General features: G+C 64.8%; 19 protein-coding genes. 11 read left to right on the top strand and 8 right to left on the bottom strand.

Going from position 1 to position 20384, the window contains the following annotated elements; all coding sequences use genetic code 11:
• Positions 1-2 precede the first annotated feature (2 nt).
• On the bottom strand, positions 3-905 hold the full coding sequence (locus U5A57_RS29110) for a LysR family transcriptional regulator (protein WP_321915110.1): 903 nt from the start codon (positions 903-905) through the stop codon (positions 3-5).
• 151 nt (positions 906-1056) lie between these two features.
• On the opposite strand from U5A57_RS29110, the gene U5A57_RS29105 reads away from it, so the two are divergent.
• The gene (locus tag U5A57_RS29105) at positions 1057-2340 is read left to right on the top strand and encodes an MFS transporter (protein WP_321915239.1); all 1284 of its coding nucleotides are present in this window, start codon (positions 1057-1059) and stop codon (positions 2338-2340) included.
• A gap of 101 nt (positions 2341-2441) precedes the next feature.
• The gene (locus U5A57_RS29100; protein ID WP_321915109.1) at positions 2442-3422 is read left to right on the top strand and encodes an amidohydrolase family protein; all 981 of its coding nucleotides are present in this window, start codon (positions 2442-2444) and stop codon (positions 3420-3422) included.
• A gap of 52 nt (positions 3423-3474) precedes the next feature.
• Here U5A57_RS29100 and hmpA read toward each other — a convergent pair whose 3' ends face one another.
• Together hmpA and U5A57_RS29090 are read right to left on the bottom strand one after the other, a co-directional pair.
• Complete coding sequence (gene hmpA, locus U5A57_RS29095; protein WP_321915108.1) at positions 3475-4686, bottom strand: NO-inducible flavohemoprotein; 1212 nt, start codon at positions 4684-4686, stop codon at positions 3475-3477.
• A gap of 91 nt (positions 4687-4777) precedes the next feature.
• Complete coding sequence (locus U5A57_RS29090) at positions 4778-5623, bottom strand: FadR/GntR family transcriptional regulator (RefSeq protein WP_321915107.1); 846 nt, start codon at positions 5621-5623, stop codon at positions 4778-4780.
• A gap of 252 nt (positions 5624-5875) precedes the next feature.
• Here U5A57_RS29090 and U5A57_RS29085 point away from each other — a divergent pair, with 252 nt between their 5' ends.
• The 8 genes from U5A57_RS29085 (at position 5876) to U5A57_RS29050 (ending at position 14878) form a co-directional block, all read left to right on the top strand.
• Positions 5876-7087: an ABC transporter substrate-binding protein gene (locus U5A57_RS29085; protein WP_158761461.1), complete on the top strand. Its 1212-nt coding sequence runs from the start codon at positions 5876-5878 to the stop codon at positions 7085-7087.
• Positions 7088-7142: 55 nt separating this feature from the next.
• Positions 7143-8003, top strand: a complete 861-nt coding sequence (locus U5A57_RS29080; protein ID WP_321915238.1) for a branched-chain amino acid ABC transporter permease — start codon at positions 7143-7145, stop codon at positions 8001-8003.
• Positions 8000-9040 (top strand): branched-chain amino acid ABC transporter permease, encoded by a 1041-nt coding sequence (locus tag U5A57_RS29075; protein ID WP_321915105.1) that lies wholly within the window; start codon positions 8000-8002, stop codon positions 9038-9040. The genes U5A57_RS29080 and U5A57_RS29075 overlap by 4 nt, the downstream gene beginning before the upstream one ends.
• Positions 9037-9804 (top strand): ABC transporter ATP-binding protein, encoded by a 768-nt coding sequence (locus U5A57_RS29070; RefSeq protein ID WP_321915104.1) that lies wholly within the window; start codon positions 9037-9039, stop codon positions 9802-9804. Before U5A57_RS29075 ends, U5A57_RS29070 begins: the two co-directional genes overlap by 4 nt.
• On the top strand, positions 9801-10502 hold the full coding sequence (locus U5A57_RS29065) for an ABC transporter ATP-binding protein (protein WP_321915103.1): 702 nt from the start codon (positions 9801-9803) through the stop codon (positions 10500-10502). The genes U5A57_RS29070 and U5A57_RS29065 overlap by 4 nt, the downstream gene beginning before the upstream one ends.
• 34 nt (positions 10503-10536) lie before the next feature.
• The gene (locus U5A57_RS29060; protein WP_321915102.1) at positions 10537-11826 is read left to right on the top strand and encodes a Zn-dependent hydrolase; all 1290 of its coding nucleotides are present in this window, start codon (positions 10537-10539) and stop codon (positions 11824-11826) included.
• Complete coding sequence (locus U5A57_RS29055) at positions 11823-13310, top strand: M81 family metallopeptidase (protein WP_321915101.1); 1488 nt, start codon at positions 11823-11825, stop codon at positions 13308-13310. The genes U5A57_RS29060 and U5A57_RS29055 overlap by 4 nt, the downstream gene beginning before the upstream one ends.
• 89 nt (positions 13311-13399) lie before the next feature.
• The gene (locus U5A57_RS29050; RefSeq protein ID WP_321915100.1) at positions 13400-14878 is read left to right on the top strand and encodes a M81 family metallopeptidase; all 1479 of its coding nucleotides are present in this window, start codon (positions 13400-13402) and stop codon (positions 14876-14878) included.
• A gap of 33 nt (positions 14879-14911) precedes the next feature.
• Here U5A57_RS29050 and U5A57_RS29045 read toward each other — a convergent pair whose 3' ends face one another.
• The 5 genes from U5A57_RS29045 to U5A57_RS29025 all read right to left on the bottom strand — a co-directional run bounded on the left by U5A57_RS29045 (position 14912) and on the right by U5A57_RS29025 (position 19269).
• Positions 14912-16060, bottom strand: coding sequence for a DUF1501 domain-containing protein (locus U5A57_RS29045; RefSeq protein WP_415774676.1), 1149 nt, complete (start codon positions 16058-16060; stop codon positions 14912-14914).
• A gap of 5 nt (positions 16061-16065) precedes the next feature.
• Positions 16066-17532 (bottom strand): DUF1800 domain-containing protein, encoded by a 1467-nt coding sequence (locus U5A57_RS29040; RefSeq protein WP_321915099.1) that lies wholly within the window; start codon positions 17530-17532, stop codon positions 16066-16068.
• A gap of 86 nt (positions 17533-17618) precedes the next feature.
• Positions 17619-18131, bottom strand: a complete 513-nt coding sequence (locus U5A57_RS29035; RefSeq protein ID WP_321915098.1) for a periplasmic heavy metal sensor — start codon at positions 18129-18131, stop codon at positions 17619-17621.
• Positions 18128-18607, bottom strand: a complete 480-nt coding sequence (locus U5A57_RS29030; protein WP_321915097.1) for a hypothetical protein — start codon at positions 18605-18607, stop codon at positions 18128-18130. Before U5A57_RS29030 ends, U5A57_RS29035 begins: the two co-directional genes overlap by 4 nt.
• On the bottom strand, positions 18604-19269 hold the full coding sequence (locus U5A57_RS29025; protein WP_321915096.1) for an RNA polymerase sigma factor: 666 nt from the start codon (positions 19267-19269) through the stop codon (positions 18604-18606). The genes U5A57_RS29030 and U5A57_RS29025 overlap by 4 nt, the downstream gene beginning before the upstream one ends.
• A gap of 402 nt (positions 19270-19671) precedes the next feature.
• Here U5A57_RS29025 and phaP point away from each other — a divergent pair, with 402 nt between their 5' ends.
• The gene (gene phaP / locus U5A57_RS29020) at positions 19672-20250 is read left to right on the top strand and encodes a TIGR01841 family phasin (RefSeq protein WP_321915095.1); all 579 of its coding nucleotides are present in this window, start codon (positions 19672-19674) and stop codon (positions 20248-20250) included.
• The last annotated feature ends 134 nt before the right edge of the window (positions 20251-20384 follow it).

Here is a 20384-nt window from a genome sequence, read left to right as displayed (position 1 = left end):
CTTCAGGCGGCCGCCGGCTTGCCGATGCGCTTGTACCAAAGCTCGATGAACGACTCGGCGGCGGGCGAAAGCGAGTGCTCGGCGCGACGGATCAGATTGACGTCGCGCGTGACAACGGGCGCCTCGAGCTTGCGCGCGACGAGATCGCGGTGCGGAAACGCGCCGAGCAGCATGCCGGGAAAGATCGCGATGCCGAGTCCGGCCTGCGTCATGGAAAGCCCGGTTGTCATATAGGCCACCTCATATTCAATGGCCTTGCGCTCGCCTAGCGCGAAGAGCGTTTCGTCGATCAGGCCGCGAATGCCGCTGCCCGGCTTCACGCCGATCCACGGGTAGCCGAGCGCGTCGGCCCACGTTACGCGGCGCTTTTTCGCGAGCGGCGAATCCTTGCGGCAGATCGCGCAAAGCCGGTCGCGCGCGAGACATTGCAGCGTAATGCCTTCGGGTTTGTCGCTGATGGTGCCGATGCTGAACTCCACGTCGCCGGTGAGCGTGGAGGCGGTGAGCCGGTCGGGCGCCGCGTCGTCGATCGAGACCTCGATGTTCGGATACAGGGCGCGGTACTCGGCCACGAGGCGCGGCACGATGGCTGCCGCGATGGAAGGCGTGGCGGCGAAGCGCAACTGTCCGCGCTCGCGCCCGGCCAGCTCTTTCACGCTCGACTGGATCGATTCGAGGTCGCGCAGCATGCGCTCGACAGTGGGCAGGATTTCCTGCGCCGCCACCGTGGGCCGCAGCGAGCGCGACGTACGGTCGAACAGGCGCATGCCGAGCGCTTCTTCCATCTGCCGGATCAGCACGCTGACGGCCGGCTGCGTGATGAACATTTCGTCGGCGGCGCGCGTGAGCACCCCGAAGCGGCAGACAAGCGCGAACGCGCGCAGTTGCTTGATGGTCGGTTGCATAAAGTAACTTTATGGAGCCATTGAATTTGTTCGATTGTCTTCATGACTATAGTGCCTTACATTGCATTGCGGCAGATTCGATGAAGTCGTTAAAGGTCCAATAGAGGCAGGCCAGCCATGAGCTGACCGCATGGAGACAGTCGTGAGAGCAATGGATACGCGCATACGCTGGCGCGGCGCCGTGGCGTCGACGCTCGGCAACGTACTGGAGTGGTACGACTTCGTCGTATTCGGGTTTCTCTCTATCATCATCGCCAAACAGTTCTTTCCCGGCGACAGCGAATACGCGGCGCTCATGCTGACCACGGCCACGTTCGGCGCGGGGTTCGTCGTGCGGCCGCTCGGCGGCGTGCTGCTCGGCATGTACGCAGACCGCAAGGGCCGCAAGGCGGGCCTTACGCTCGTCATCGCATTGATGACGCTGGCGGCCGCGATGATCGCCTTTACGCCCGGTTTTCAGCAGCTCGGACTCGTTGCGCCCGCAATCGTCTTGTGTGCGCGGCTGCTGCAGGGTATTTCGGCCGGCGGCGAGTTCGGCACGGCGACGGCCATGCTGATCGAGTACGCGCCGAAGGGGCGGCGCAACCTCTACGGCAGCTGGCAGATGTTCGCCCAGGCGCTTGGCGCGCTGCTGGCCGTGGCCATGGGCAGCGCGCTCACGCATCTCTTCACGCCGCATGCGCTCGAGTCATGGGCGTGGCGCATTCCGTTCCTCTTTGGTCTGCTCATTGGCCCGGTGGGTTTCTATATTCGCCGCAGTCTGCCGGAGACCGAGGCATTCGAGCAGATCGACAAGCGCGTGAAGGCGCCGTTTAGCCGCGTGGTGTCGCAATACCCGCGCGAGCTATTCGTGGCGACGGCGCTGAGCGCCGCGCTCAACGTCATGGCGTACGTGATCATCACCTATCTGCCGATTTACTCGGTCCAGAATCTGCACATGCCGGTGACGCTGCCCTTTAACGTACTGCTGGCGAGCGTACTGTTGCGCGTGGTCACCATTCCGCTATTCGGCCATATGGCGGACCGCGTGGGCGGCAACCGCATGATTTGCGGCTCGCTTATCGTATTTCTCATCGTGCTGTATCCGGCCTATTACTGGATCGTGAGCGCGCCTTCCATCGTTTCGATCATGACGGTCGAATTGCTGTTCGCATTGCTGATCGGTGCTTCGAACAGCCCGATTCCCACGGCGCTCGCGGCGCTCTTTCCCACTGAAGTACGCTCCACGGGCCTCGCGATTTCGTACAACATCGGCGCGGCGATTTTCGGCGGATTCTCGCCGTTCGTGCTGACCTGGCTGCTGCACACCACGGGCAACAACATGGCGCCTGCCCACTTCTGCGCGGTGTTCTTCGCGCTGGGTCTGGTTGGCGCGTTCATGCTCAAGCGCGAAGCACCGCACTTGAGCGACCTTTCGGCGCCTTCGTCCATTTGAGCGGAGCAGCGCATCCATACACGCTGATGCTTTGATCCATACGATAAGGATGACGAAGCGTTAGCCATTCCATCGGCGAATCTCGAACAGGAGAAACCAGCATGCCCGTCATTGACGTCCATACCCATATCTTCACGCACAAATGGCTCGAACTGCTCAAGGAGCGCGGCGGCGCCTACAACATTCAAACGCGGCCCGACGGGCAGCAGGAAGTGTTTCGCGGCAACACGCCGGTCGTGATTCCGCAGAAGGGCCATTTCGATTTCGACCTTCGCATCAGGCACATGAACGAAGCGGGCATCGACGTTTCGGTCGTTTCGCTGACATGCCCGAATGTATTCTGGGGCGATGAGGAAACGAGCTGCCAGGCCGCGCGCGAGACCAACGACACGATTGCCGAGGGGCAGGCCGCTCACCCCGAGCGCATCCGCTGGTTCGCTTCGCTGCCGTGGGAATATCCGCAACGCGCGGTGCGGGAGCTGGAGCGCGCCTGCGCCAATGGCGCGAGCGGCGTAATGGTGCTCGCCAACGTGGCGGGCCGCAGCCTCACCGACCCAATGTTCGCGCCGATCTGGGCCGAGATCGACCGGCGTGCACTGCCGGTGCTCGTGCACCCCACCGATCCGCCGGGCGTCGAGCAAATGGACATGACGAAGTTCGACCTGAGCTGGTCGGTGGGCTTCATGTTCGATACGACGCTCGCCATCACGCGCATGATCTTCGAAGGCTTCTTCGACCAGTATCCGAACCTCAAGATCATCGCCTCGCATGCGGGCGGCGCGCTACCGTATCTCGCGGGCCGCTTCGGCAAGGGCGACGACGTGGAAATTGCGCAGCGCCGCCAGATGAAGCGCAAGCCCATCGACTACCTGCGCCATATTTACTACGACTGCATCACGTATAGCCCGGCGTCGCTCGAGTTCCTGATTTCGGTAGTGGGCGCGGACCAGGTGATGTTCGGCACGGACTGGCCGCATCAGGTGCATGACACGCGCGGTGCGTTTGCCAATACCGCGCGCTTGCCTAAGGCGCAAAGCGATGCGGTGCGCGGCGGCAACGCATTGAAGGTGTTTGGATTCTGAGCGATGGAGACGGCAAGCGCGGCCTTTGGGCCGCGCTTGCCGGCACGAAAGCCTATTCCGCGAAAAGATCCGGCCCGAAGACTTCGTAGTGAATCCGGGCTTCGTGAACGCCGAGATGCTTTAGCGCATCGTGCTGCATACGCATGAAGGGAATGGGACCGCAAATATAGTAGTCGGCGTCGGGTTGCAGAATCGATTGCTTGATCTGGCCGATGTCGATGAACCCCGCATAGTCGTAATCGCGTCCTTGCACGTCGCCGGGCAACGGCTCGTTGTAGAAAATCTCTAGCTGAAAGTTGGCGTTCGTGGCGGCGGTCTCGCGCAAACGGTCGCGCATCGCGTGCACGCCGCTATTGCGCGCGCCATGCACGAATACCACCTTGCGCTGCGGATCCTGAAGCGCTCGCTTGAGCATGCTGATCATCGGCGTGAGGCCCACGCCGCCGCTGATGAGCACGATAGGCGTATGCGCGTTCACGTCGATATGGAAACTGCCATAGGGCGCGGCCAGTTTCACCTCGTCGCCCACGTTCACATGGTCGTGCAGCAGATTCGAAACATAGCCGGCCGGCTGTGGGCCGCCGGCCTCGCGTTTCACGGAAATGCGGTAGGTCCGGCCATTGGGCATATCGGAAAGACTGTATTGCCGGATCTGCTGCAAGCCGAGCGCCGGCACGTTCACGCCGATGCTGATGTATTGGCCAGGCTCAAAGTTCGCGACCGGGCCGCCGTCTGCCGGTTCGAACACGAACGAGGTGATCACGCTGCTTTCGGGCCGCTTCTCGCGCACGGCGAACGTGCGCCAACCGGTCCAGCCGCCGAGCTTGTCGGCGGAACCTTCATATAGCTGGCATTCCATGCCCATGAGCACGTCGGCGAGATTGCCGTAGGCCTGCGCCCATGCGGAGATGATGTCCTCGGTGGCCGCAGCGCCCAGCACATCTTTGATCGCACCTAGCAAATGTTCGCCAACGATCGGGTAGTGCTCGGGCAGCACGCCGAGGCTCGCGTGCTTGTTGGCGATGTTCTTGAGCACGGCGCCGAGGCTCGAAGGGTCTTCAATGTTTTCCGCATACGCATAGACGGCGCGCGCGAGCGCCTGCTGTTGCTGCCCCTGTTCCTGGTGCGCCATGTTGAAGACATTCTTCAGTTCAGGGTGGGCCTCGAAGAGCCGCGTGTAAAAGCGCTTGATGATGGCGTAACCGTGATCCGCGAGCACGGGCGCGGTTGCCTTCACGATGTCCTTCGTTCGCTGCGTGAGCATTTCCGTTCCTCCTTTCACGAGTGGGGAAGCACGCGTACTCATTCCAGTCTAGTCAATGACAGGCGCGATCGCAGGGACGGGCGCTTATGCCTCACTCCTCCTTTTCGTCCGCTGCGCTAGCCCCTGTGATCACACGCACGCGCTTGCGGATTTCCGAATCGAGAATCAGCCGCCCGCGCAGCTTGCCTTTCATGCGCTTGACATGCTTGGGCGCCTCCGTCATGTGCTCGACCATGAGCGCGCGCACACGTTCGACGTCGCGCTCGCGCGCGGCCTTCACGATCTCGCGGTGAATCTTGACGTTCGAAGTGCCAAAGCGGCGATGCTCGGCAATCGGCGTGTCGTTCCTGAACTCGATCAGCTGCCGGATCATTTCGTTGATCAGCTCGCAGATAAAGCGCAGAAACGGATTGGGATTCGCGGCCGCGAGGATGTCGTGAAAGGTCATGTCCTCCTGACGCTGACGCACGAGGTGGCCGCGGTCATGCGGCGCGCTCGCACCGTCGCAGCATTCGATGTTCGCCTCGAGCGCGGCAAAGTCCGCTTCGGTGAGATGCGGCACGGCGCCCGCGGCCAGTTCGGGTTCGAGCTGCTGGCGCACGGTATAGATGTCGTCGATCGAGACATCCTTGAAGAACAGATAGTTCTGCAGCAATTGCAGCGTGCGGTCGAGCGGCACTTCCACGACCATGCCCCCGCCGCTCGGCCCCGTCGACACCTTGATGAGACCTTGCACCTCGAGCGACTTCAGCGCCTCGCGAATCGTGCTCTTGCTGACCGAATAGAGCTGCTGCAACTCGGCTTCGCGCGGCAGCCGGTCGCCCGGTTTCAAGTCCTTTTCGGTAATCAGGCGCTTGATCTCCTCGGCGACGAGATCGGCGCGCTTGGGCTGCTTGATTTCGACGGCGGTCCCCGATCTGACCCGGTTCGTGACCATCTTCGCGACTCCCTGCGTAATGTTGGTTTCGTTGTTTCGCGCCGGCCGCGCCGCCGCTTGTGAGAAGGCGTGGCCAGGCCGACGAGGTTTTTGACGGATTGACACTGCAATTAATTATACCTAGCATCGGGTTCATTCTATTTATCATGATAAATAGAAATCACCGTCTCGCAGGCCGTCTCGCTGGCGCCGGTACGGTTTTGCAGTCTGCCGCGTCGTTCGTGTCTGTGTGTCCCCACAAGGAGCCTCAACTTGAATCGCCGAGAACTGTTGAAACTGGCCGCGCTGTCGGCCATGCCGGGCGCGCTGAGCGTCCTCTCGTCCTCCCGGGCGTTCGCACAGGGGGCGGCCGGCGTGCAGCTCGCGTGCCCCGTGCCGATGTCGGGGCCGTTCGCGGCCAACGGCAAGTACGCCGATCTCGGCATGCAGCTCGCGGTCAAGCAGTACGGCAAGGTGCTCGGCTTGCCGCTCGACTACACCACGCTCGACACCGAGGGCAAGCCCGCCACGGCCGTGCGCCGCGTGCAGGAGATCGAGCAGCAAAAGGGCGTGCGCTTCTTCGCGGGCGGCGTGCTGTCGTCCGAAGCGCTTGCCATGGGCAAGGAAGTCGACAAGAGCGGCGGCGTGTTCATCACCACGGCCGGCGCCGACGAAATCACGGGCAAGGACTGCAACGCCGCCACGTTCCGCTGGTCGGTGCCGACCTTCGGCGCGATCGAGCAGACCGTGCGCCCGCTGATCCAGATGCAGCCGAAGGCCAAACGCTGGTACACGATCACGCCGCAATACGTGTTCGGCGAAGGCCTGCTCACCGCCGCGAAGAACGTGTTCAAGGAGAAGGGCATCGAGCACGTGGGCAACAGCTATCACTCGCTCACCGAGAAGGAATTCAGCGGCTATCTGACGAACGCGGTGGCGGCCAAGCCCGACGTGCTGCTCATTCTCAACTTCGGTTCGCAGTCCTCCGATACGCTGCGCCAGGCCGTGAGCTTCGGCATGAAGAACAACTGCACGATCTTGATGGCCTGGGCCTCGGGTCTCGAACAGTTCGAGGCGCTCGGCCCGGACCTGTGCGACGGCGTGTACTTCGGCGCGCAATACTGGCACGGCATCGACACGCCGCTCAATCACGACCTCGTGCAGCGCACCCAGGCAGCCTTCAAGGCCAACCCCAACTACAGCCTCGCGGGCTCGTACATCTGCTCGAAGATCCTGCTCGACGGCATGGTGAAGGCGGGCAGTGCCGATCCGAAGAAAGTCGTTGCCGCGCTGGAAGGCATGAAGTATGCGGGTTTGACGGGCCCTGAAGAAATTCGCAAGGGCGACCACCAGGTGCTCAAGAACTACTATCTTTTGAAGGGCAAGAAGAAGTCCGCGATGAAGAATGCCGACGACTACGTGGACATCGTCAGCTCGGGCCAGTCGTTCCTGCCGCTCGACAAGACGGAGTGCAAGATCGCCTGAGGTTTCATGGCGGCCCCGCTTGCCGCTCGCTCGTCACTTCTACGCTACGCAAGCCATGAATGTCTATCTGCTGCAGATCATCAATGGGATCGGCGTCGGGATGCTGTATTTCCTGCTGGCGGTCGGTCTCTCGATCGTCTTTGGCCTGTTGCGCTTCGTGAACTTCGCGCACGGCGCGTTCTACCTGCTCGGCGCGTACTGCTGCTATCAGTTTCTGCAGTGGTCGGGCAACTTCTGGCTCTCGCTCGCGATCGTGCCGATCGTGGTGGGCGCACTGGCATGGATCGTGGAGAAACTCGTATTGCGGCATATCTATGCGCAGCAGCACGAGTTCCATATTCTCGCCACCGTCGGGCTCGCACTGGTGATCCAGGAGTGCGCGATTCTCGTGTGGGGACCGCTCGGCGACAACGTGGCCGTGCCCGACGCGCTCAATGGCGTGGTGATCTGGGGCAGCTTCGTTTATCCGAAGTACCGTCTGTTCGTGATCGGCTTCACCGCCGTGCTCGCCGTGCTGCTCTGGTGGGTGCTCGAAGGCACGCGGCTTGGCAGCGCGGTGCGGGCGGGCAGTGAGTCGTCCGAAATGGTGTCGCTGCTCGGCATCAATGTCACACGCGTGTTCAGCCTCGTGTTCGCACTCGGCGCGGCCACGGCGGCACTCGCGGGCGTGTTGGCGGCGCCCATACGCGGCGTCGATCCGTTCATGGGGCTCGAGGCGTTGAGCGTGGCCTTCGTCGTGGTGGTGGTGGGCGGCATGGGCAACTTTCTCGGCGCGCTGGTGGGCGGCCTGTTGGTCGGCATTGTGCAGAGCCTCATGAGCACGCTCTGGCCACAAGGCGCGCAGCTCATGATTTACGTGGCGATGGCGGCCGTGTTGCTGCTGCGTCCGAACGGACTGCTCGGGAGGGCCGCATGATCGAATCGACAAAGCTCGCCACTGGCGCGGGCACACCCGATGCGGCCGGGACTGGCGGCCTGCTGCGGCGCTATCGTTATGTTCTGCTTGCCATCGTCGTGGTGTGCGCTTTGCCGCTCACCATCCGCTCGGGGTCGCTCGCGACCGAAGTGCTCGTGTTCGCACTCGCCGCGCTGGGCTGCAATCTGCTGCTGGGCTTTACAGGGCTCCTCTCGTTCGGACAGGGCATTTTCTTCGGCCTTGGCAGCTATACCGCCGGCATCCTGCTCACGCACGGCGTGCCTTCGGTGCTCGTGGCGCTGGCGGCTGCGGCCGTACTGGGTGCACTCGCTGCGGCGATGGTCGGCTGGTTCTCCATACGCCAGCGCGGCACGTACTTCGTGATGCTCACGCTCGCGTTCGGCCAGCTCTTCTACTTTCTCGCCTATTCGTTGCCCGATATCACCGGCGGCGACAACGGCCTGCTCGACATCCCGCGTCCGGCGCTTTCAATCGGCTCGCACGCACTCGTCGCGCTCGATTCGCCGTGGCAGTACTACGGTTTTGTCGCGGTGGTGTTCGTGGTCGTGTTCGCGTTGATGGTGCGCGTGTCGCATTCCGTATTCGGCCGCACGCTGCTCGCGATTCGCGACAACGAGGCGCGCGCGGGTGCGGCGGGCTATCACGTGAGCCGCTTCAAGCTGATGGCGTTCGTGATCTCGGGTGCGGTCACCGGTCTCGCCGGCGCGCTGCACGCGATGATGACCGGCATCGCGCCGCTCTCCAACATCGACTATCACACGAGCGAAATGATCCTGCTGATGACGGTGATAGGCGGCAGCGGCAACCTGTTCGCCTCGGTAATCGGTGCGGCGTTTTATGTGCTCTTTGCCGACTGGCTCTCCACCCTTTGGCCGCGCTGGCTGTTGCTGCTCGGCCTCGTGCTGATCGCCGTGAGCCTCTTCATGCAGCGCGGTCTGTGGGGTTTGGGTGAGCGCGTGGCGGTCGCGCTGCGGCGCACAGAAGGCGCGGATGCGCACAGCAAGGAGCAGGCATGAGCGAAGCGATTCTGGAGGCGCGCGGCGTGGTGAAGCGCTACGGCAAATTCACGGCGCTTTCGGGCGTGGACCTGCGCATCGCGCCGCGCACGGTGCATTCGGTGATCGGGCCGAACGGCGCGGGCAAGACCACGCTCTTTCACGTGCTCACGGGTACGGTGCCGATTTCTTCGGGCACCATCGTATTCGATGGCCACGACATCTCGCGCGAGCCCGATCACAAACGCGTGCGGCGCGGTATTGCGCGTTCGTTCCAGGTGACGAGCCTGTTTCAGAACCTGAGCGTGCGCGAGAACCTGCGCGTGGCGGCCCAAGGTGTTCAGGCGCGCCGTGCGCTCAACGCCTGGACCCCGCCGCACGGCGCGCTCGCCCATGCGGAAACGGTGGAGCGCGTGCTGGAGCGCCTCGCGCTGCAACGCCATGCGGATACGGCGGCGGGTGCGCTCTCGCATGGCCAGCAGCGGCGCCTCGAAGTGGGCATGGCGCTGGCCGCGCGGCCGCGCGCGATCTTTCTGGACGAGCCCACCTCGGGCATGGGCATCGACGATCTCGACGACATGAAGACGCTGATCCGCGGCCTGCGCGACGACTATACGGTCGTGCTCATCGAGCACAACATGGGCATCGTCATGGACATCTCCGACACCATCACAGTGATGCAGCAGGGCCGCGTGCTCGTGGAGGGCAAACCGGATGCAATACGCGGCGACGAACGCGTGCGCAGCGCCTACCTCGGCAACATGATTACGGGAGGCCGCGCATGATGCTCGACGTGCGGGATATTCACGCGTACTACGGCAAGAGCCATATTCTGCAGGGCGTGTCGCTGCAGGTGAACGAGGGCGAAACGGTCACGCTGCTAGGCCGCAACGGCGCCGGCAAGTCCACGACGCTCAAGACGATTGCGGGCGTGGTGGCGCCGCGTGGCGGGGTGATCGACTTCTCCGGCAAGACGGTTAGCGGACAGCCGGCGCACCGGATCGCGGCGGCTGGCCTGTGCTTCGTGCCGGAGCATCGCGGCATTTTCCGTTTGCTGAGCGTGGAGGAAAACTTGCGCCTTGGCGCGCGCAAGGATTCGCCGTGGCAGCTCGAAGACATCTACCGGATCTTCCCGCGCCTGAAGGAGCGGCGCAAGAACGGCGGCGCGCAGTTATCAGGCGGCGAGCAGCAGATGCTCGCGATCGGGCGCGCGCTCATGAATCATCCACGACTTCTGATGCTCGATGAACCCGTGGAAGGCCTCGCGCCCGTGATCGTCGAGGAGATCGTCGACCAGCTCAAGCAGATCAAGGCAGCGGGCGTGGCGATCGTGCTGGTCGAGCAGAACCTCGAAGTGTGCACGCAACTGGCCGACCGTCACTACATCATCGAGCAGGGCGTGATCGTCTACACGGGCGGCAACGCCGAGTTCGCCGCCGATCATACGGTCAAGGACCGCTATCTGGGCGTGGGCGTGGTTTGAACGTCGCCTCCCATTCAAGCAAGGAACCCAATCGATGCAAGTTCAGGAAATGACTCGCGAGCCGCTCGCCCGCCTGCGCACGAACGGCGCTCGCCTGTGGGGCAGCCTCATGCGGCTGGCCGAGATCGGCGCAACGGAAAAGGGCGGCGTGTGCCGCCTCGCACTCACGCCGCTCGACCGTGAAGGGCGAGATTTGTTCGTGGCGTGGGCGAAAGAGTTGGGCTGCACGATACGCGTGGATGCCATCGGCAACATCTTCGCGCGGCGTGCGGGCGAGCGCGACGACCTGCCGCCCGTGATGACCGGCAGCCATATCGACACGCAGCCCACAGGCGGCAAGTTCGACGGCAACTACGGCGTGCTGGCGGGCCTCGAAGTGCTGCGCACGCTGGTAGAAGCGGGCGTGCGCACGCTCGCGCCGCTCGAAGTGGCCGTATGGACCAATGAGGAAGGCTCGCGCTTCGTGCCGGTGATGATGGGCTCGGGCGTGTTCGCGGGTGCGTTTACACTCGAGCACGCGCTCGCGCAGCGCGATCGGGACGGCGTTTCGGTATCCGAAGCGCTTGCGAAGATCGGCTATGCGGGCGCGGGACCCTTCGCGCCGCATCGTGTGGGCGCGTATTTCGAAGCGCATATCGAGCAGGGGCCCGTGCTCGAAGCGCACGAGAAGACGATAGGCGTGGTGCAGGGCGCGCTCGGTCAACGCTGGTACGACGTGACGGTGCACGGTATGGAAGCGCATGCGGGCCCCACGCCGATGGATTCGCGCCGCGACGCGCTGCTCGTTGCAGCGGGCCTGATTCAAGAGGTGAACCGCATTGCGCTTGCGCACGCGCCGCATGGGCGAGGCACCGTGGGCTGGGTCGACGTGCATCCCAATTCGCGCAACGTGATTCCGGGCCGCGTGACGTTGACGGTCGACCTGCGCGCCGCCGATGACGCGGCACTGTCCGCAATGGACTCGCAATTGCGCGCGGCGTGCAGCGAGGCAGGGCGTCAGGCCGGCATGAGCATCGACGTGGAGCAGGTCGTGTACTTTCCCCCGCAGCCCTTCGATCCCGCGCTCGTGGACGCCGTGCGAGCGGGCGCGCAAACGCTCGGCCTTTCCGCCATGAACGTCGTGAGCGGTGCGGGACACGATGCCGTGTATCTCGCGCGCGTGGCGCCCACGGCCATGATCTTCGTGCCCTGCAAGGACGGCATCAGCCATAACGAAATCGAGGATGCGCGCCCCGAACATCTGGAGGCCGGCTGCAACGTGCTGCTGCACGCGATGCTGGCGGCGGCGGGCGTGGCTGCTGTGCGTGAGGAGGACGCTGCATGAAGATCCTGATCGCGCGAATGAATCACGAAACCAATACGTTCTCGCCGGTGGCCACGCCGCTTGCGGCGTTCGGCGGCGACGGCCCCGCGTGGGGCGAAGCGGCGTATCGCGAGAACAAGGGCATGCGCACGGCGATGGCAGCGTTCATCGACGCGGCAGAGCGCGAAGGCGCGCAACTCGTCACACCCGTTTCGGCTTCGGCGAATCCGAGCGGCCCCGTTGCCGCCGATGCCTACGATGCGATCTGCGACGCCATCGTCGCGGCTGCCCCCGGCTGCGACGCGGTGATGCTCGACCTGCACGGCGCGATGGTGGCGCAGCAATCGGCGGACGGCGAGGGCGATCTGCTCGCACGCGTGCGCGCCGCGCTGCCCGAGGCGCCGATTGCCGTCGCGCTCGATCTGCACGGCAACGTCACGCAGAAAATGATCGACAACGCGGATGTGATCGTGAGCTTCAAGACCTATCCGCACGTCGATATGTACGAGACCGGCGAACACGCGGCGCGCCTGCTGCTCGATCGCATTCATGGTCGCGCGCAGCCCGTGCTGGCGTGGCGGCAGCCGCCGCTGCTCACTTCGACGCTGCGCAGCGCGAGCGCCGAAGGCGCCATGCACCGCGCCGTCGAAGCGGCGCGCGAGGCCGAGGCGCAGGGCATGCTGGCCGTTTCGGTGCTCGCGGGCTTTTCGCTTGCGGACATTCCCGCGCCGTGCATCAGCGTGGTGGTGGTGGGCAACGGTGACGCGGCGGCCGCCGATGCGGTTGCCGAGCGCATCGCGCGGCAGATCTGGAACGAACGCGGCGAATTCGTTTATCGCAGCGCGCCGCTCGAAGCGTCGGTCGCTCAGGCGGCGCAGCTGGCGCAAGATGCCGGCAAACCCGTGCTGCTGCTCGACCACGGCGACAACTGCATGTCGGGCGGCACCTGCGACACGATGGACCTGCTCGAAGCCGCGCTCGCGCAAGGACTGACCGGCATGGTGAGCGGCCCGCTATGCGACCCGCAGGCCGTGGCGGCGCTCATCGACGCGGGCGTGGGCGCCAAGGTCACGCTGGGCGTTGGGAACAAGCTCGCACGCGATGGCGCCGCACCGCGCGCGCCCTTCATGGCGACGGGCGTGGTGCGTGCGATCACCGACGGCGAATATGTGATCACCGGCCCGACCTACACGGGGCAGCGCGCGTACATGGGGCGCGCGGCGGTGCTCGATATCGGCGCCGCGACGCTCGTCGTGACCGAGCGCACCCACGAGCCTTGGGACCTCGGCGTATTCGAAAGCGTGGGCATCGATCCGCGCCGTGCGCGCTTTCTGCTGCTGAAGTCGCGCATGTATTGCCGTCCGGTGTTCGTGCCGATCGCGGCTGCGCTCGTGGAATGCGACAGCCGCGGCGTGACCGGCTCCGATTACGGTCTCTTTCAGTACGAGCGGCTCGCGCGCCCGGTGTATCCGCTCGATGCCGACAGGCAATGGCACGCGGATTGAAAGTCGACCAGGCGTTGGCAATACATCGGGGTTTTTATAACTAGCCAGGCAGTGCGAAGAAACGTCCTCCACATCGAAAGGAAACCTTCATGCGTTTGCTGCTCGCGATGTTCAAACACGAAACCAATACGTTTTCGCCGGTCCCCACGCCGTTCGAGCGGTTCTTTCGCCGCACGGGCGGCGCGGTCGCGGGCGAGCAGGCGCTCGAAGCCTACCGCGGCACGGGCGGCGCGCTGGGCGCCTACATCGACGTGGCCGACGAACTCGGCGCGCAAATCGTGCTGCCGGTTGCCGCCGACGCCTTTCCGAGCGGCCCCGTGCATGACGACGCTTACCGCCGCATCACGCAACTGATTCTCGACGAGGTGGCGAAGGGCGGCTACGACGGCATCCTGCTCGATCTGCACGGCGCCATGGTCACGCAATCGCTCGACGACGGTGAAGGCACGCTGCTGCGCCGCCTGCGTGAGATCGACCCGCATACGCCGGTGGGCGTGACACTCGACATGCACGCGAATCTTTACGACGACATCGTGAAGCACGCGACGGTCGTCACCGGCTATCACACGTATCCGCACGTCGACATGTACGAGGCCGGATTGCGCGCGGCGCGCATACTCGCGCGTGCGATCGCGGGCGAGATCAAGCCGGTCATGGCGTGGGGCAACAAGCCGATGCTGCCTCACGTGATGCGTCAGGGCACGCACGCCGAGCCGAACCGATCGCTGCAGGCGCGCTGCATGAGGTACGAGCAGGGCGATGCGCTGGCGGCCTCGCTGTTCGTGGGCTTTCCGAACGCCGATATCGAAAACGCGGGGCTGAGTGTCGTGGTCTGCACCGATGGCGACAAAGCGAAAGCGAGCGAATTGCGCGACGCGCTGCTCGACGAAGCGTGGCGCGAGCGCGAGCAGTTTCTCTATGCAAGCGAGCCGTTGGCCGAATCGGTCGCGCGCGCAAAGGCTTCGACGACGGCTGGCCCGCTCGTGCTGCTCGACCATTGCGACAACACAGCGTCGGGCGGGACGATGGATACCACCGAGGTGCTGGCGGAGGTCCTGAAACAAGGCCTCGACAACGCAGTGTTCTATGCGATCTACGATCCCGAAGCGGTGCAGCTGGCGATCGCGGCGGGCATCGGCAATGACGTCACGCTCTCATTAGGCGGCAAGCTGCCGATGCCTGCATTGCAGGAGACGAGCCGCCCCATCGAAGTGACGGCGCGCGTGAAACTCGTGTTCGACGGCGTGTTCCGCAATCGCGGACCGATGTATCGCGGCGCGCTCAACAATACCGGTCCTACTGTGGTGCTCGATACCGGCAAGGTGGAGATCGTGGTGGTATCGGCGCATCAGGAGCCGTTCGACCTGAACTGCCTTTCTTCAGTGGGCGTCGACCCGACGCAAAAGCGCTATATCGTGCTGAAAAGCCGCGTGCACTGGCGTGCCGGCTTCGGCGACCTGGCGCGCGAGGTGATCGAATGCGCGGGCGTGGGCGTCACGACTTCGGATTACGGGAAGCTTGAATTCAGGAAGGTGCGGCGGCCGATTTATCCGCTGGATGCGATTTAACCGCTGAACGCTGGGTTTGTCTGCTTGAAACGTTCACGCCCTGATCAAACCCGTAGCCGCGTTTTTCGCACCTGCTTCACCAAATAGCGTCGATGCCGTGCGCTGCGGATCGAGCCCAAGGCTTTCCGCGGCAGCACCCGCGATCAATGCGTCGAGCGATGCGGTGGGCTTGAGGTCGCGCGACTCATAGAGATCCGCGGTGCGCAGCCCCGGCCAGTCGGCCTGGACGTGCCCCCCAGCCACGGCGCCGCCCACGAGCATCGCCACCGAAGCCTGCCCGTGGTCGGTGCCCCCCGTGCCGTTCGCCGCGGCCGTGCGGCCGAACTCCGTCGCGACGAGCACCGTGGTCTTGTCCCACGCGGCACCGAGGCCGTCGCGCAGCGAGGCCAGCATCGTGTCGAGCGCTTTGAGCTGATTCGCGAGCCGCGCATTCTGTGCGCTGTGCGTGTCCCATCCGCTGGTTTCGATCATGGCGATGCGCGGGCCATCGGGGCGCGCGAGGAAGCTCGCGGCCAGCTTGCCCACGCTCGCGGGGTCCTGGCGCGCGCTCGCGTCGCCGGCGAGTCCGCGTGCGTTCATCGCCGACATCCACAGCGAGCGCAGTTGCGGATCGGCTTCGTAAAGCGCCGAAACGCGCGTGAGCAGGTCGTCGGAAGCGGCGGGCAGCGCCGAGGGCGCATACGAACTCACCTGTACCGGGCCGCGCAGCGCGAGCGGCACGGTGGGCGCGAGCGCAATGGCGTTTTCGCGCGAGGCAGGCAGCATGGCGACGAGCCGGTTGAGCCAGCCGTCCTTGACCTGGTAAGGCGCGCGGCCGCCCGTTTCCAGCACGTTCTGACCGTCGAAGTGCGAGCGGTCGCGATACGGCGAGGCGATCGCATGCACGAAGAGCGCCTGCTTTTCGCCATACATCTGCGCCAGTTGTACGAGCGAGGGATGCAGCGCAAACGTGCCGTCGAGTTTCGTGGCGCGGTCGATGTCGATGGCGAGCGGGCCGCGCAGCGTGGCATAGGCGGGCTCCGCGTAGGGCACGACGATGTTGAGCCCATCGGCCGCGCCGCGCTGAATCACGAACACGAAGCGGCGCTCGGTTGCGACGCTGGCGAACACGATCTGCGGCGCGACGAGCATCGCGCCTGCGCCAGCGGCAGCGACGCGCAGGAAATGGCGGCGGGAAACCATGACGGTTATCTCCTCAAAAAATCGGGCGAGACGAGCAGTAACGCGATCGCCGTGGATGCGCTTTCGGCATGCGCGACTGCGCTTGCTGTAGACGTGCTGAGCGTGGCGCCCATGAGCGTGTTGCCGAGCGTGCGCGGGTCGAGCCGGTCGCCCACGCGCGCCGAGAAGCGCTGCGCGACTTCCACGCGGCGCACGAGCGCATCGGGCGCGGCCCAGCTCGCGGCGATGTCGTCGTAACCGGCGGGCGAGCCTGGCCGCCACACCGGCTGGCCGAGTTGCGTGAGCAGCGGCGCGGCATTCATGTCGCCGGGTTCGCGCCAACCGAGACCGCGCATCGACGATACGGTCCATTCCCACGGCGTCTTGAACTTCGCATCGAGCGGCGCCCACGCTTGCGGCGCTTCGACGAGCGCGCGGTACACGGTGGGAAGATCGCCGTTGCTTTGTTCGAAGGCCAGCGCAAGGCGTTCGGTGAGTGCGGGCGGCGGATTGTCGGCGACGAAGTGGCGCGCGAGCTGAAACGCGATATGGCGGCTCGTGGCGCTCGCATGCGCGAGGTCGTTGAGGATGGCGAGCGCCTGTTGTGCGCCCGGCTGATCGTAGCGCTTGCCCATCACGGTGCGCGCGCCCGGCTCGTGCAGCGCGGGGCGAAACACGAAGCTGCCGGGCGCGGCGGCATTGGCCACATTCCCCGGCTGAGGGCCGCGCACGCCCGCCACGCTCCAGCCCGTGAGCGCACGCGCGAATTCGGTCACATCGTCTTGCGTGTAGCCGGTGCGCACGCCGAGCGTGTGCAGTTCCATGATCTCGCGTGCGAGGTTCTCGTTCAGGCCGCGCTTGTGCGCGGGGTCGCGCTGATCGGCGCGCAGCGCGGCCCGGCTGTCGGGCCCAACGGAGCGCGTCTGGTCGAGAAAGAGCTGCATGGCGGGGTGTTGCTCGACAGCGACCAGCATGTCCGCGAAATTGCCGAGCACGTGCGGCCGTATCGCTTCCCTTTCGAATGCGCCCGCAATGCCTGCAATGAGCGCCTTATCCACCGAAACGGCGAAGTGGTTCGACCAGAAATGCACGAGGCGCTCGACGAAGGGCGTGTCGGTCTGCAAGGCGCTCGTGAGGCGCGCGTTGACCGCGCTGCGGTAGATGCCCACGCTCTCGCGGCGGATCGCCTGATTGACCGCGCGGCGCGCGGCTTGTTGTGCGTTGGGTTGGCCGTTCGTTTGCGTACTAGTCTCAGAAGCCGCGCTCGCTGCCGCGTCGTCCGCCATGCCTTGTTGGCGCTCGGCGCCGAAGCGGGCGGCGAGCGCCAGCACACCCGGCTCGTTGCGCCATGCTGCGGGCAACGGTTCATATGCAGCGAACTGGCCGAGCAGCCAGCTTTGCGGGTTGGCGGGCGGCGTTTCATCGGCGCGCGCGCCCAGGCCGAAGCGGTTCATGGCGATCGCGCCGGCGCGGGGATTCGAAAGGCTTTCCATGCGCGGTCCTTGGGTTCGCTGGAGCGTTGCGTATTTCCGTTAAACGGTCATCGCCCGTGTGATCCGTCGCCGGCCGGTCAACTTTTTTATTGCGCGTCGCTTGCCTCGCTTGCGGCGCGTTGCGGCTGCTTTTGCTGCTGCACAGGCAACCGCCACTGGCCGCGCTTTTCGAGTCCCTCGACGAACTTCACCCGTTCTTCGGGCGTGAGCGTGGCCGCGAAATCGACTACGCCGCTTTCGATTTGCGCACGCAACGCGCTATCCGCCGTGCGCGTGCGCGCGAGCGCGGCGTCGATGGCGTTGCGGTCGAGTTGCGGCGCGGCGAGCAGGTCGAGCACCTCGCGCCGTCCGTCGCGTCCGTCGCGCGCGTACTCCCGGCCTTCGCGGCGCGAGGACTTGAGCGCTTGCGCGAACTGCTGCTGGCGTTCCGGCGAAAGCGCCTCGGTGGCGAAGCGCAACGCCACGCGCTGCGCGGGTTGTGCCTGCGGCTCGTCGCGCACGGCGAGCCAGCGCCAGGCGCCGCCCGCAATGGCGCCGAGCAGAAAGACATTCAGAAGTACCGAGCCAACAAGCATCGTCTTCCATGAGCGGCCGTTCATTCGTCACTCCCTTCGGCGCCCGCGTTGAGGTTCGATTCGCTCCAGTCCGAACTCGTCCCGCCAAAGCTCGTGCTGAGATAAGGCTCGTGCGGCGCTGCGGGCGTCGTGCCGCCGAGCACGACAAACGATATCGTCAGCGCGCCCGCGAGCGCTCCGGCGAGGCCCACGCCCGCGAACGCCGCGCCGGACCACCAAAAGCTGCGGCGTTTCGCGGCGGAGATGGGCTTCACAGCGGGCTTCACAGCAGGCCTAACCGGTGCGCCCGCAACGATCTGCTCAAAGAGCGCGCGCGTGGGCGGCGCGATCATGTCGCGCGCGAGCCAGCTATCGAGCGCCATGGCTTCGTCGAGTGCCGCGTCGGCTTGCGCGCGATGTGAGCGCGCCCACTCGAGCGCGTCGTCGCGCTCATGCTGCGGCCAGCGCTGCGGGTCGGCGCCATACGCCGCGACGAGAGTGTGGAATCGTTCGGGTGTCATACGGAGTCCTTACCGGCAGCTTCACCGGCCAGTTGTGCGCGCAAGGTGCGCCGGGCGCGCGCCAGCAGGCTTTCGAGCGCGTCCACCGAAATGTCCATCAGGCCGGCTGCTTCGAGGTTCGACAGCTCCTGATAGTAAGTGAGCACGAGCGCTTCGCGCTGACGCACGGGCAGCGCCGCGAGTGCGGCGCGCACGCGTTCGTCGCGCGTGCGCGCTTCGATCTGCTGGTCGGGCGAGCCTGCGGGATCGGGTGCTGGCTCGCTCATGGCGTGCACGTCGTCTACGGTCTCTTCGCGGCGGCCGCGCAAGCGGTCGAAACACAGGTTGAGCGCCACGCGGTGCAGCCACGTGTCGAATTTCGCTTCGCCGGTGCGCCAGGCCGGTGCTTGTTTCCAGATCCGCACGAATGCTTCCTGCGCGACGTCTTCGGCTTCGCTGCGGTCGCCCAGCATGCGCGTGGCGAGTGCGATGAGGCGCGGCAGCTTGCTCGCGACGAGCGCGCGCACGGCAAGCGGATCGCGCGCGCCCACGCGCGCGACGAGGTCTGCGTCTGGATCGCGTTCGTTCAAGGCCTTCCCGGACCCGGCGGTCCGCAACGGTTGAACCGCATGCGAACCCTCTGCCGCGCTGTCATAGTCGTTTCCCAGTTTGAAGTCGGGCATTCACGCCTTATGCCGATCGATGCCACATCATGCCCGGTGGCCCGCAATCCCGTTGTAGCCGGAGCGGGGTCAACAGTCCCCATATGACTTGAACGGCGCCGCCGCAAAAATCCGTCGCTCGGGCCGTTTATCCCGCACGCAATTTCCGCGCTCAGCGTCGTGCTTTTCGATTCGGAACGTATGTTGCTTGACAACTGCAAGTTCCGAACCCGAAGGACTTGAGATCAGGGTTTTTACCTAATAAGAAGCGCCACAAAATTGTTAAATTTCTGTCTTAGAATGGACACTCTAGATTGACTGCGGCGATGCAGCATTAGTTTTCAAACATAGATATACAGCCGTCAGTCAGGCCATCGGGGGTTGGCGCTTTAATTAGTTTGACTAACCAAGGAGCATGAGCTGATGTCCGTTTCCGCACCCGAACAATTCCGCGCGAACTACCAAGCCGGCGTCGCAGCGTTCTTTGCGCTCACGAAACCCGTTTTCCAGGGCGTGCAGGCCGTGATCGATCTCAACGTGCAGGCCAGCAAGGCTGCCATTGCCGAAAGCGAAGCGACGCTCAAGGGTGCCCTGCAAAGCGGGAACCCCACTGAGTTCCTGACGCAGCAGATTGGTGCGTCGCAGCAGGCCGCCGCCAAGGCCATGTCGTACGGTCGCCACCTCGTCGACATCGCGACGACGACCCAAAACGAGCTCATCCAGGCCGCCCAGGTGCAATCGGGCGAGCAGGAGCAGCGCTTCAAGGCCTTTTCCGAAGGCCTGACGCAAAACGCGCCCGTTGGCGCGGAGTCGTTCATCGCGGCCGTGAACTCCACGTTCGCCGCCGTGAACAATGCCGCCGAAACGCTGCGCGGCGTGACCCGCCAGGCCATCGAAACGGCCCAGAGCAATTTCCAGAACGTTGCCGCCTCCGTCCAGGAAGCCGCGCCGGTTGCCGTCCAGGCGGCTTCCGCGAAGTCGACGAGCCAGGCCAAGGCCTGATTTCCGTTCCTGCCACACCGGCAATACGCCAATACCCGCCTTCGTCGTCGTGACTGAACGACGAGGGCGCGGCATTTGCCGGCTCAGCTTCAAGACATCGATATTTCAGCGTAATTGCAGAGCAGGAGCTCAAC

The organism is Paraburkholderia sp. J11-2 (assembly GCF_905220185.1).
Classification (GTDB): Bacteria; Pseudomonadota; Gammaproteobacteria; order Burkholderiales; family Burkholderiaceae; genus Paraburkholderia.
This window is presented reverse-complemented; position numbering and strand designations above follow the sequence as displayed.

Bases quoted from the DNA above. Each gene is read 5' to 3' on its own strand.
- U5A57_RS29025 (WP_321915096.1), bottom strand. From the start codon at position 19,269: ATGCCCGACTTCAAACTGGGAAACGACTATGACAGCGCGGCAGAGGGT.
- U5A57_RS29055 (WP_321915101.1), top strand. From the start codon at position 11,823: ATGAAGATCCTGATCGCGCGAATGAATCACGAAACCAATACGTTCTCG.
- U5A57_RS29060 (WP_321915102.1), top strand. From the start codon at position 10,537: ATGCAAGTTCAGGAAATGACTCGCGAGCCGCTCGCCCGCCTGCGCACG.
- U5A57_RS29035 (WP_321915098.1), bottom strand. From the start codon at position 18,131: ATGAACGGCCGCTCATGGAAGACGATGCTTGTTGGCTCGGTACTTCTG.
- U5A57_RS29065 (WP_321915103.1), top strand. From the start codon at position 9,801: ATGATGCTCGACGTGCGGGATATTCACGCGTACTACGGCAAGAGCCAT.
- U5A57_RS29050 (WP_321915100.1), top strand. From the start codon at position 13,400: ATGCGTTTGCTGCTCGCGATGTTCAAACACGAAACCAATACGTTTTCG.
- U5A57_RS29090 (WP_321915107.1), bottom strand. From the start codon at position 5,623: ATGGTCACGAACCGGGTCAGATCGGGGACCGCCGTCGAAATCAAGCAG.
- U5A57_RS29045 (WP_415774676.1), bottom strand. From the start codon at position 16,060: ATGGTTTCCCGCCGCCATTTCCTGCGCGTCGCTGCCGCTGGCGCAGGC.
- U5A57_RS29100 (WP_321915109.1), top strand. From the start codon at position 2,442: ATGCCCGTCATTGACGTCCATACCCATATCTTCACGCACAAATGGCTC.
- U5A57_RS29110 (WP_321915110.1), bottom strand. From the start codon at position 905: ATGCAACCGACCATCAAGCAACTGCGCGCGTTCGCGCTTGTCTGCCGC.
- phaP (WP_321915095.1), top strand. From the start codon at position 19,672: ATGTCCGTTTCCGCACCCGAACAATTCCGCGCGAACTACCAAGCCGGC.
- U5A57_RS29075 (WP_321915105.1), top strand. From the start codon at position 8,000: ATGATCGAATCGACAAAGCTCGCCACTGGCGCGGGCACACCCGATGCG.
- U5A57_RS29080 (WP_321915238.1), top strand. From the start codon at position 7,143: ATGAATGTCTATCTGCTGCAGATCATCAATGGGATCGGCGTCGGGATG.
- U5A57_RS29040 (WP_321915099.1), bottom strand. From the start codon at position 17,532: ATGGAAAGCCTTTCGAATCCCCGCGCCGGCGCGATCGCCATGAACCGC.
- hmpA (WP_321915108.1), bottom strand. From the start codon at position 4,686: ATGCTCACGCAGCGAACGAAGGACATCGTGAAGGCAACCGCGCCCGTG.
- U5A57_RS29105 (WP_321915239.1), top strand. From the start codon at position 1,057: ATGGATACGCGCATACGCTGGCGCGGCGCCGTGGCGTCGACGCTCGGC.
- U5A57_RS29030 (WP_321915097.1), bottom strand. From the start codon at position 18,607: ATGACACCCGAACGATTCCACACTCTCGTCGCGGCGTATGGCGCCGAC.
- U5A57_RS29070 (WP_321915104.1), top strand. From the start codon at position 9,037: ATGAGCGAAGCGATTCTGGAGGCGCGCGGCGTGGTGAAGCGCTACGGC.